The organism is Kribbella sp. NPDC026596 (assembly GCF_040638415.1).
GTDB lineage: Bacteria > Actinomycetota > Actinomycetes > Propionibacteriales > Kribbellaceae > Kribbella.
Genome location: NZ_JBEZYF010000011.1, coordinates 163,860 through 173,918 on the forward strand (window position 1 = coordinate 163,860; position 10,059 = coordinate 173,918).

Annotated in this window: 11 protein-coding genes; 7 read left to right on the plus strand and 4 right to left on the minus strand. The window is 68.7% G+C overall.

Features of this window, described 5'->3' with window-relative positions:
* The first annotated feature begins 28 nt into the window (after positions 1 to 28).
* The 7 genes from AB0E63_RS12140 (at position 29) to AB0E63_RS12170 (ending at position 5,643) form a co-directional block, all read left to right on the plus strand.
* Positions 29 to 1,237: a TadA family conjugal transfer-associated ATPase gene (locus AB0E63_RS12140; protein ID WP_360364554.1), complete on the plus strand. Its 1,209-nt coding sequence runs from the start codon at positions 29 to 31 to the stop codon at positions 1,235 to 1,237.
* Positions 1,234 to 2,118, plus strand: coding sequence for a type II secretion system F family protein (locus AB0E63_RS12145; protein ID WP_360364556.1), 885 nt, complete (start codon positions 1,234 to 1,236; stop codon positions 2,116 to 2,118). Before AB0E63_RS12140 ends, AB0E63_RS12145 begins: the two co-directional genes overlap by 4 nt.
* 119 nt (positions 2,119 to 2,237) lie before the next feature.
* Positions 2,238 to 2,954 (plus strand): type II secretion system F family protein, encoded by a 717-nt coding sequence (locus tag AB0E63_RS12150; protein WP_360364558.1) that lies wholly within the window; start codon positions 2,238 to 2,240, stop codon positions 2,952 to 2,954.
* 106 nt (positions 2,955 to 3,060) lie between these two features.
* Positions 3,061 to 3,282 (plus strand): DUF4244 domain-containing protein, encoded by a 222-nt coding sequence (locus AB0E63_RS12155; protein WP_360364560.1) that lies wholly within the window; start codon positions 3,061 to 3,063, stop codon positions 3,280 to 3,282.
* A gap of 244 nt (positions 3,283 to 3,526) precedes the next feature.
* The gene (locus AB0E63_RS12160) at positions 3,527 to 4,090 is read left to right on the plus strand and encodes a TadE family type IV pilus minor pilin (RefSeq protein ID WP_360364562.1); all 564 of its coding nucleotides are present in this window, start codon (positions 3,527 to 3,529) and stop codon (positions 4,088 to 4,090) included.
* On the plus strand, positions 4,087 to 4,743 hold the full coding sequence (locus AB0E63_RS12165; RefSeq protein WP_360364564.1) for a pilus assembly protein TadG-related protein: 657 nt from the start codon (positions 4,087 to 4,089) through the stop codon (positions 4,741 to 4,743). The genes AB0E63_RS12160 and AB0E63_RS12165 overlap by 4 nt, the downstream gene beginning before the upstream one ends.
* Positions 4,744 to 5,022: 279 nt before the next feature.
* Positions 5,023 to 5,643 (plus strand): response regulator transcription factor, encoded by a 621-nt coding sequence (locus tag AB0E63_RS12170; RefSeq protein ID WP_360364566.1) that lies wholly within the window; start codon positions 5,023 to 5,025, stop codon positions 5,641 to 5,643.
* Between the two features lie 204 nt (positions 5,644 to 5,847).
* Here AB0E63_RS12170 and AB0E63_RS12175 read toward each other — a convergent pair whose 3' ends face one another.
* From AB0E63_RS12175 to AB0E63_RS12190, 4 genes are all read right to left on the minus strand, one after another.
* Positions 5,848 to 6,261 carry a hypothetical protein gene (locus tag AB0E63_RS12175; protein WP_360364568.1) on the minus strand — a complete coding sequence of 138 codons (414 nt, stop codon included), beginning with the start codon at positions 6,259 to 6,261 and terminating at the stop codon, positions 5,848 to 5,850.
* Between the two features lie 473 nt (positions 6,262 to 6,734).
* Positions 6,735 to 7,982 carry a CehA/McbA family metallohydrolase gene (locus AB0E63_RS12180; protein WP_360364570.1) on the minus strand — a complete coding sequence of 416 codons (1,248 nt, stop codon included), beginning with the start codon at positions 7,980 to 7,982 and terminating at the stop codon, positions 6,735 to 6,737.
* A 46-nt stretch (positions 7,983 to 8,028) separates the two neighbouring features.
* Complete coding sequence (locus tag AB0E63_RS12185; protein WP_360364572.1) at positions 8,029 to 9,165, minus strand: ABC transporter ATP-binding protein; 1,137 nt, start codon at positions 9,163 to 9,165, stop codon at positions 8,029 to 8,031.
* Positions 9,165 to 9,986, minus strand: a complete 822-nt coding sequence (locus tag AB0E63_RS12190) for a carbohydrate ABC transporter permease (protein ID WP_360364574.1) — start codon at positions 9,984 to 9,986, stop codon at positions 9,165 to 9,167. Before AB0E63_RS12190 ends, AB0E63_RS12185 begins: the two co-directional genes overlap by 1 nt.
* Between the last annotated feature and the right edge of the window lie 73 nt (positions 9,987 to 10,059).

A 10,059-nucleotide genomic window follows, 5' to 3' on the forward strand; every position in this document is an offset into this window, starting at 1 on the left:
GTTTCATCTCGCTCGGATCGGAATCCGCATGACCAATCGCCTTGCCTCAGCTTCCTTCGATGGTGCCGCGGTGTCCGCCGAGCTCCTCGACCGCGTCCGCGGCACGCTCGCACTCACCGGCGCCAAACCAACCCCCGCCCACGTCGCCGCCGCGCTCCGCGCCGACGGTACGGTCTGCGGCGACGCGATGGTCCTCGCCGTAGTCACCGCCCTCCGCCGCGAAGCCCTCGGCGCCGGCCCCCTCGACAGCCTCCTCGCCGAACCAGGCATCACCGACATCCTCGTCAACGGCCCCGACGAGGTCTACATAGACCGCGGCGGCGGCCTGGAACGCGTCTTCGTCCGCACCGGCGACGAGTCCGCGATCCGCCGCCTCGCGACCCGCCTGGCCGCCGCCGCAGGCCGTCGCCTCGACGACGCCACGCCGTACGTCGACGTCCGCCTCTCCGACGGCACCCGCTTCCACGCCATCCTCGCCCCCGTCGCGGCTCCCGGCACCTGCCTGTCCCTCCGCGTCCCCGCCCGCCATGTCTTCACCCTCGACGACCTCGTCGCCGCCGGCGCCCTACCCCCATCCGGTACGCCGATCCTCCGCGACCTCCTCGACTCGCACCTCGCCTTCCTCATCAGCGGCGGCACCGGTACAGGCAAAACCACCCTCCTGAACTCCTTGCTCTCCTTGACGGACCCATCCGAGCGCCTGGTCCTGGTAGAGGACGCAGGCGAACTCCGCCCCGACCACCCCCACGTAGTCCGCCTCGAGGCGAGACCACCGAACGTCGAAGGCACCGGCGAGATCTCCCTCCGAGAGCTGGTCCGCCAAGCCCTCCGCATGCGCCCCGACCGCCTCGTCGTCGGCGAAGTCCGCGGCCCCGAAGTAGTAGATCTCCTCACCGCCCTCAACACCGGCCACGAAGGCGGCTGCGGCACCATCCACGCCAACTCAGCCGCCGACGTACCAGCCCGCCTAGAAGCCCTAGGCGCCCTCGCCGGCCTCCCTCGAGAGGCCATCCACAGCCAAATAGCCTCAGCCGTGCACGCCGTAATCCACCTATCCCGAGACCCTCACGGCACCCGCCGAATCACCGAAATCCACACACTCACCCGCCGCCCCGACGGCCAAGTAGCCACCACCCCCGCCGTCACCTTCCACCCCAACGCCACTACAACCCTCCACCCATCCGCCCAAAGCTTCACCACCTCTCATCCGCAGCCAGGCGCGGCGAGTGCAGCATGACCGCCGCCTTCGTCTCCGGCCTGCTGGTATTCCTCACCAGCGCTCTCCTCCTCCCACACCCAGGCCGCGGCCTACACCGCCTAAGCGCGCCGCTCCAGGACCCCGACAACCGACGACCCACCCGTCCGTCGCCAGCCAGTCATCGACCACTCGCAGGCCTCGCCAGCCCCGCCCGCCTCGCCAACCCTGCCCGCCTCGTCCGCCAGGCCGGCCTCGGCCGCGTCATCCCGCTCGCGCCGGTCGCCGCGATCCTCGTCCTGCTCCTCGGAGCACAGTTCCTCGTCTCGACCATCGCCATAGGCGTCGTCCTCGCCCTTATCGCCGGCCAACGCACCCAACACCAACGCCGAATAGCAGCCACAGCACGCCGCACTCAAATCATCGAAGCCCTCGACGTCCTAGCCGCCGACCTCACCGCAGGCCGCCCGCCCGTCGACGCCCTGGAAGGCGCCGCCTCCATCAGCCCCGACCTCCAAGTAGCCCACGCAGCAGCCAAACTCGGCGGCGACGTACCCGGCGCCCTCGAACTGGCCGCAGAATCCCCAGGCGCCACCGGTCTCCGCGCACTATCCGCAGCCTGGCGCGTAGCCGAAGAATCCGGCGCCGCCTTCGCCGCACTCACCGAACGCCTAGCCGACTCCCTCCGAGCCGACGAGACCATCCACCGCCAAACCGAAGCCAGCCTCGCAGGCGCCCGCTCCACCGCCCGCATCCTCGCGGCCCTCCCCATCTTCGGCATAGCCCTCGGCTACTCCCTAGGCGCCAAACCCCTCACCTTCCTCACCGCCACCCCCGCCGGCTGGCTCTGCCTAGCCACAGGCCTAACCCTCACCACCCTCGGCCTCCACTGGACAACCCACCTCTCAAAACCCCCCACCTGACCTCCAACACCGCAGCCCCACCCTCTCCGCGGCCCTGGCCACCACAGCCTTCCGAGGGTCCCCACAGGCCAACGACCTTCTCCGCGCCTGGCCATCAAAGCTTTCCGAGGTCACCACCCATGCCCGCGACTCTCTCCGCAGCAACAGCCCTGGCGATCACCACCTACCTACTAACCCCGCCCCACCCCAACCTCCGCCGCCTCACAACGAATCCCCGCCGTATGCGCCCCCACACCCCACGCCCCCACCGCCTCGCTGCACTCATCACCGCAATCGGCGCACTCCTCCTGATCGGACTCCCGTGGGGCCTCGCACCTGCAGCAATCGCCCTCTACGCAATCCCTCGCGCCCTATCCCGCCTAGAACCAGCCGCCACCAGACAACGCACCACCCAGATCACCCGCGACCTCCCCCTAGCCGTAGACCTCCTCACCGCATGTCTCCGCGCCGGCCGCCCACCCCAACAAGCCCTCAACCTCGTCGCAACCGCCGTCCCCGGCCCCCTGGCCGAGATCTTCAGCAAGATCGCCCACCACCTCGCCCTAGGCGCGGACCCGTCCGAAGCCTGGTCCCACCTACGTTCCGAACCAGCCTGCGCCCCCGTAGCACGAGCCATAGACCGCTCGATCCGCTCAGGCGCACCACTGTCCAAAACCCTCGAACACCTAGCCGACGACACCCGCCAGTCCCACCACCACGCCGCCGACCAACAAGCCCGCGCAGCCGAGTCTCGCTCCGCCCTCCCGCTAGGCCTCTGCTTCCTGCCCGCCTTCATCCTCCTCTCGATCGTCCCCACCATCGCCGACGCCCTGATCCCGTACCTCCTCCACCCCTGACGCCGTCATCCACAGCCCGAAACTCCTTATAAAAAAGGCCATCTCACAACGGCATGTTGTCAATGAGTGATCCGAACAACCGATTGCCACCACGGAGGTAAATCAAATGTCCAAGGCACTAGTAGCCATCCGCAACCATCTCCCCACCCGCTACCCCCGCACCCAACGCGGCGCCGCCACCGCCGAGTACGCCATCAGCGTCGTAGCAGCCTGCGGCTTCGGCGGAATCCTCGTAGCCCTCCTCAAATCCGACGTCATGATGAACGCCCTCAAAGCCCTCATCAACTACGCCCTCCAACTAGCCGGCGTAGAAGGCGTCCAGCTCTAACCCCTCCCCCGGCGGCCGGTCGGCCCACCCCTCACCCGACCGGCCGCCCCACCCCAGCCGCCCACTCGACCGCCCTTCCCGTAGCCCGGACCCACTGGGTCGCCTTCCCGTGGCCCGCACCCACTCAACCGGCCGTCCGCGTCCCGGACCCACTGGGTCGCCCTTCCCGCAGCCCGCGCCCACCCGACCAGCCGCCCGCATCTCGGAGCCCACCCCAGATCGGCCCCCCACACCCGGAGCCACCATGCGCTTCCCCAACACCCTCATCGCCACCACCGCTCCCAACGACGCCAGCCGTACCCCTCCGCACGACGTCGGCCGCACTGCGGAACTCACCCCAACAGACCGAACCGTCCGTACGGCGCATCCGGCCGTACGCAAGTGCGCCGTCCCCACCACCCACACCACCGAGCGCGTTAGCGACGCGTCCGCTGCGCGAGCTCAGCCGTCGGACCGTGGAGCTGTCACCGCTGAGTTGGCGATCACCCTTCCAGTACTGCTCTCGCTACTCCTGCTAGGTATCTGGTCGATCGGCCTGGTCGTCCTCAACATCCAATGCATCGACGCCGCCCGAGACGTAGCCCGCGCAGTAGCCCGAGGCGAACCACCCGACGAAGCCAAAGCAATCGGCCATCGCACCATCCCCACCGGCGATATCACCATCACCCGCGAAGGCCCCGACATCCACGTAACCGTCACCACCGCCCCCGCCCACAAACCCCCACTCCTCTCAGCCCTAGCCCCCGCTCACCTCACCGCCCACGCGACCGTCCAATCCGAACCAACCACCCAGGACGAAACCCCATGACCCACAACGAAAGAGGCAGCGCAACCCTCCACTCCCTCTTCGCCGCCGTCCTCCTCATCACAGCCCTCACCGCCGCGACCCTCTGGTCCGCCATCTCCACAGCCCGCCACAAACTAACCACCGCAGCCGACCTAACAGCCCTAAGCGCCGCCCAATCCCTAAACGCCGAACCCGTCGCTGACCCATCCACCACCAACTCCGGCGCCACGACTCTGAACGCGACCAGTCCCACCGCGGCCGGCTCTGTCACCACCACCGAAGCCACGGCCCCGACTGCGACCGGACCTGCCACCACCACCGGAGCCACGGCCCCGGCTGCGGCCGGATCGACTGGCGCCGCCACCGGCGCTACCGCCCCGAGCGCAACTGGACCGTCTGGCGCCACCACCAGAAGCACGGCGCCGGGCGCGACTGGATCGACTGGCGCCACCACCGGAACCACGGCCTCAAGCGCGACCGGATCGGCCAGGGCCGCCGCCCCTAGCTCTACCGCTCCTTGCGCCGTCGCTGCCCGAATTGCCGCCATCCACAAGGTCCACCTGACCGCCTGCACCCCAACTCCCACCTCCGTAACCATCGAGGTATCCCTCCAACTCCACCTGCTCGTCGTCCACCCAACCCTCACCGCCAGGTCGCGCGCCGGCCCCCTCTGACTCGACTGCGGGAGCGCGCAACCCGACGTACGAAAACCTCCCCGCTACCCGACATGAGGTGCGCCGACCTGACCTCAGGTGCGCGGCCGCGGCGGGTGGTGTTTGGGTGTGTGGGTTCGGCGTGGTTCTGGTGGGGTCGCGATCTGGTCGCAATCTGGTAGAGATGCCGCGTTGATGTGGACGGGGCCTGTGATCGAGCCTCATGATCTGGAACCGAGTCCTGCTCATTCCTCCCGGACGTACTTCCCCGGCGTCCGGACGGTTACCTCGGAGGCCCGTTTGCCCGACCGGATCCGGCTGCTGCTGGTCGATGACCAGATCCTCAGCCGTGGCTTGCTCCGCAGCAGTCTGGAGCGTGAACGCGATCTGGAGATCGTTGCCGAGCTCAACAGAACCGACGACGTGGTGGGTGCCGCGAAACGGCATCGCGCGAACGTCGCTCTGCTCGACGCCGCCGGCCCGGGGAGCGACAGCATCACGGTGACCACCGAGTTGCGTACGTTGATGCCGGAGTGCCGGGTCGTGATGCTGACGACGTACGGGCGTCCGGTACATCTGCGGCGTGGTCTCAATGCGGGTGCGAAGGGGTTCGCCCTGAAGGGGAGTCCGGCGCCGCAGCTGGCGGATGCGGTACGACGGGTGCACCTCGGGCTGCGCGTGGTCGACGCCAACCTCGCGGCCGAGACGCTCCAGTACTCCGAGACGCCGCTCAACGACGACGAGACCGACACGCTGCGGGCGGCTCGTGAAGGTGGTTCCGTCGCGTTGATGGCGCGGAAGCTCGACGTGTCCGAGCGTGTGGTACGCACGCGGCTGTGGTCAGCGATCGGCAAGACGGGTGCTCGAACTCGCTCCGACGCAGTACAGATCGCCGAACACAACGGCTGGCTCCTCGACTGAACCCAGGGCGGGCAGTCGCCAGCTGTCTCAGTTGGCGCGGTGGGCTGTGATCTGGCGTCGCGGTCGCAACGGATCGCTGCTACCTCGTGCCGCAGTTGCCCGGATGGGTTTGCTCTGCTGCGGGTACCGACTGATTGGTCTGCGCCCAAGCAACCATCTGGTTGGTATGCGCTCAGATAGCCAACTGGCTGGCGTGTGTGGTGGCTAGAGCTGGTCGAGTTGGTCTAGGAGCCAGTTGGGGCCGGTGGAGGTGGCGCCGGTGGGGTCTGTGCGTTGGCGGAGGCCCCGGTCGGCGGTGACTACGGTGACTTCGGGGTTGTGCGGTTGGGCTGTGGACTCTGCGGTGATGGCGGTGATGGTGTCGTCGCCGGAGCCTGGGGCCAGGACCACGCGGAGGGTGCCGGTGTCAGGGGCGTCGTCGCCGGAGACGGCGGCTCGGGCGGCGCCCTCGAGGATGACGATGATGTCGGTGGTTTCCTGCAGGTGGCGCTGGAGTACGGCGAGCTTCGTCAGGAGGCGGCGGGCTGCGCCGGGGCGGTCGCGCCACCAGCCGTCGGGGCGGGAGCCGATCACGTTCGCGGCGTCGACGACGATCACCTGCGGTCGTCCGGTTGTCATCTCGTCAGTCTGCACTCTCCACTCCTCCACGCCCTTTCGCCACGGCAGGCGCCGGTCCTCCACGCCCTTTCGCCACGGCAGGCGCCGGTGCATCTGCCGGTCCGCGCCATCACGCGTCGTCTGGTGCTCCGGTCGGGCGTCGGGTCGTCATGAGGCGGTCGCCGGGTGGTGCTGGGGCGACGCTGGGTCGTCATGAGGCGGTCGCCTGGTGGTGCTGGGACGGTCGGATCGCGCGGGCTGATGGCGGACTGGTGGGGTGTGTGGGCGGCCGTGCGGTGGTGGTCGGTCGGATCGCGCGCGCGAGTTGGGTGGCAGGCGGGAGCGGTCGGCTGGTGTGAGGGGTGGTAGGGCTGGTGGGTCCGCCAGGCTTGCGTTCTGCGCTGGTTCGGGCCGGCGTTGGGTCTGCGTTTGGTGCGGGCGGCAGGTTGTTGCTATCTGCGCTGGCGCGGGTCGGCGTTGGGCGGGGTGGTGGGTTAGGTGCAGGTGGCTAGGAAGTTGCCGGTGTGGGTTATGAGGATGTGGGGGCCTGGGGAGGCGGGGATGGCTTGGTGGTCGCCGCTGATGGGGTGGCGGGTGCCATCGGGGGAGATGACCAGGGTGTTGGGGGCGCCTAGGGCTATTAGTTGGTCGTCGGCTCGGACTAGGACGGGGGCGGTGTAGGACCAGGAGATGGCGGTTCGGCCGGCGGCTAGGCCTTCGAGTACGGCGGTGGGTAGTTCGTCTGGGCCTTCGGCGGCGGCGTCCACGGCAATCCAAGTGGTGGGGGTGCCGGGTGGGGTTAGCGACGTGGGGTTGTGCCAGTCGCTGCCGCCGATAGGGGTCGTGCTTTCGAGGCCCCAGGCTTGCCACCAGGCGATGGGGCCGCCCCAGGTGTGGTCCAGCCAGGAGGAGTGCCAGATCTCGGCTAGGGGTGGGTGCTCGGGGAGTGGGTGGCGCCAGGAGCAGTCGCCGCCTAGTGGGTGGTTGATTGAGAGCAGGCCGCCGCGGCGCGCGACTTCGGTGACCCAGGTGGCGGCGGGGCGGCGGAAGTCGATGACGCCGATGTCGCCGAAGGCGTTTGCGTGGCCGGTGTCGGTCGTCACCTCTTGGCCGGGGATCAAGCCGATGCCGAAGCGCTTGCTGAGCGAGGGGAGTTCGAGGTGGTGGGCGACAGTGTTGTGGTCGGTCACCGCTAGTACGTCGAGTCCGGCGGATACCCCGAGGGCGGCAAGGTTCGCGATGGGCGTGGAGCCGTCGGAGTGCAGGGAATGGGCGTGGAAGTCGCCGGCTACCCACTTCAGCCCGGAGGATGCGGGCAGGGATCGGCGTGGTGGGCGAGGCGGTACGGCGATGGCCGCGGTGAGGTTGGCGTACGACGCTAGGCCGGGGATCTCCGCGACCGGGCCGGTGACGGCTTCGATGATGAGTTCCACGCCCTCGATGGGGATGCGGTGTAGACCGAGGACTACCCACCAGGTCCCGGGTTCGAGCTCGCCTGCGAGGTATCCGGGGGTTGCCGCGGTAGGGGTGATCGCGAAGGTTTGGCGCGCGCCGCCGGACCAGCCGCGCCACCCGGCCGCACCCTCGCAGCCGATGTCGATGACGGCGCCCTCGACCGGCGGGATGGTGAGGGTGACGAGTAGTCCGGGGCAGTCGGCCGGGATGTCGACAGGGAGCGAATGCCAGACCGACTCGGCGCGGTCGTCGAGGGTCCAGACCCGGCGGTACGTCGTGACAGCCATCAGCCGACCGTAATCGGTAGGCGGGTACGAGGCGTTGTGAGATGCATCAGCTGACCGGGACGGGTTGGCGGGCTAGGAGGTTGCCGGAGTCTCGGTCGTAGAGGAGGACTCGGGATGCGTGGGCGGTGAGGACGACTGCGGTGCCGGGGGCGGGTTCGTCCTCTTCCGGGACGGTGACGCCGACCAGTGTGCCGTCGCAGTCGACGCTGACGAGGGACTGGGTGCCGAGGTTCTCGGCGACCACGACCGAGCCACGCAGGACCGGGCCGGTGACGTCGCCCTTGGCGAGGGTCAGGTACTCGGGGCGGATGCCCACGGTCACCTCGGCCCCGGCGGGTGCGGAGAAGGTTGTCGCGGGCAACGAGCCGCCGGCCACCGAGACCGAGCCGACCGCACCTTCGGGGGCCGAGCCATTCGGGCGTGCATCCGAGGTGGTGGAGGCGACGGTGCCGGGGAGGAGGTTCATCGGGGTGGAGCCGATGAAGTTGGCGACGAAGGTGTTGGCGGGCCGGGCGAAGACCTCGCGCGGCGAACCGAGTTGGCGGAGCTTGCCGGCCTCCATGACCGCGATCCGGTCAGCCAGGGCCAATGCTTCCGCCTGGTCGTGCGTGACGAAGACCGTGGTGATGCCGAGGTCGCGCTGGAGCTTCTTCAGGAACGTCCGCGCTTCCAATCGCAACCGCGCGTCCAGGTTGGACAGCGGCTCGTCCAGAAGCAGCACCTTGCCCTCAGACGCGATCGCGCGCGCCAGTGCGACCCGCTGCTGCTGACCACCCGACAGTTGGCCGGGCTTGCGTTCGAGCAGACCCTGCAAGGACAGTTCGCCGGACGTACGCTCGGCGACCGCGAGACGGGTCGCGGGAGCAACTCGTCGTACCTTCAAGGGGTAGGTGATGTTCTCCGCCACGTTCATGTGCGGGAACAGGGCGTAGTCCTGGAAGACCATCGCGACGCCGCGCTTGCCCGGTTCGGTCCGGGTCACGTCGGCAGCGTCGATCCGGACCTTGCCCTCGGTCGCGGACTCCAGGCCCGCGATCGTCCGCAACAGCGTGGTCTTGCCGCAGCCGGACGGGCCGAGCAGGGCGAAGAACTCGCCGTCGGCCACGTGCAGGTCCAGCCCGTCGACGGCGCGTACGCCGTTGGGGTAGACGGTCGCCAGGCCTTCGATGTCGATGCCCGCCATCAGCTCTTGATCCCTCCATGGAAGCGGAACCCGTACCGCGAGTTCACCAGCAGGTACAGCACGACGACCGGGATCGAGAACAGCAGTGAGAAGACCGGCAGCACCTGCAGGTTCACGCTGCCGCCTTCGTCGGTGAGGGTCTGCATCAGCACCGCGCCGGGCTGCTTGTCGATCGACCGGATGAGTAGGAAGGGCACCAGGAAGTTGCCCCAGGAGTTCACGAACGCCCAGACCATGATCGTGGCCAGGCCGGGCCGTGCCACCGGCAGTACGACGTCGCGCAGGATCTGACCCGTGGACGCGCCGAAGACCCGGGCCGACTCCTCGTACGACTTCGGCACCGCGTCGACGAAGTCCTTCAGGATGAAGATTGCCGCCGGCAACAGCCCGCCGGTCATCACCAGCGCGACCCCGAACCGGGAGTCGATCAGCCCGAGCTGGAACATCATCACGAAGATCGGCACCATCGCGGCGGTCCCGGTGACGACCGAGGACAGCAGCAACAACCCGTAGAGCAGGGCGTCCCGGCCGGGGATCCGGACCCGCGACAACGCGTACGAAGCCAACGCGGCAAAGGCAGTCACGGCAACTGCGGTGGTCACGCAGATCAGCAGCGAGTTGACCATCGAGTGCATCGCGTACGGGTGCTCGAGGGTCTTGCGCACGTTCTCCAGTGTCCAGTCCGGCCACTGCACGCCGAGACCCGGCGAAGCATCGAGCGGCGCCGACGCGATCCACAGCATGGGTACGGCGAAGAACAGCGTGATCGCGCAGATCAGAACGTAGAAACCGATCCGCCGTACGACGAAGGCCGGCGTCATGGGGCCTCCCGGCCTGGACTGAGGAGTGGAGGGAGCGAAGCGACTGGAGCGACGAGGGAAGGCCGGGAGTTAA

Bases quoted from the DNA above. Each gene is read 5' to 3' on its own strand.
- AB0E63_RS12140 (WP_360364554.1), top strand. From the start codon at position 29: ATGACCAATCGCCTTGCCTCAGCTTCCTTCGATGGTGCCGCGGTGTCC.
- AB0E63_RS12145 (WP_360364556.1), top strand. From the start codon at position 1,234: ATGACCGCCGCCTTCGTCTCCGGCCTGCTGGTATTCCTCACCAGCGCT.
- AB0E63_RS12150 (WP_360364558.1), top strand. From the start codon at position 2,238: ATGCCCGCGACTCTCTCCGCAGCAACAGCCCTGGCGATCACCACCTAC.
- AB0E63_RS12155 (WP_360364560.1), top strand. From the start codon at position 3,061: ATGTCCAAGGCACTAGTAGCCATCCGCAACCATCTCCCCACCCGCTAC.
- AB0E63_RS12160 (WP_360364562.1), top strand. From the start codon at position 3,527: ATGCGCTTCCCCAACACCCTCATCGCCACCACCGCTCCCAACGACGCC.
- AB0E63_RS12165 (WP_360364564.1), top strand. From the start codon at position 4,087: ATGACCCACAACGAAAGAGGCAGCGCAACCCTCCACTCCCTCTTCGCC.
- AB0E63_RS12175 (WP_360364568.1), bottom strand. From the start codon at position 6,261: ATGACAACCGGACGACCGCAGGTGATCGTCGTCGACGCCGCGAACGTG.
- AB0E63_RS12180 (WP_360364570.1), bottom strand. From the start codon at position 7,982: ATGGCTGTCACGACGTACCGCCGGGTCTGGACCCTCGACGACCGCGCC.
- AB0E63_RS12185 (WP_360364572.1), bottom strand. From the start codon at position 9,165: ATGGCGGGCATCGACATCGAAGGCCTGGCGACCGTCTACCCCAACGGC.
- AB0E63_RS12190 (WP_360364574.1), bottom strand. From the start codon at position 9,986: ATGACGCCGGCCTTCGTCGTACGGCGGATCGGTTTCTACGTTCTGATC.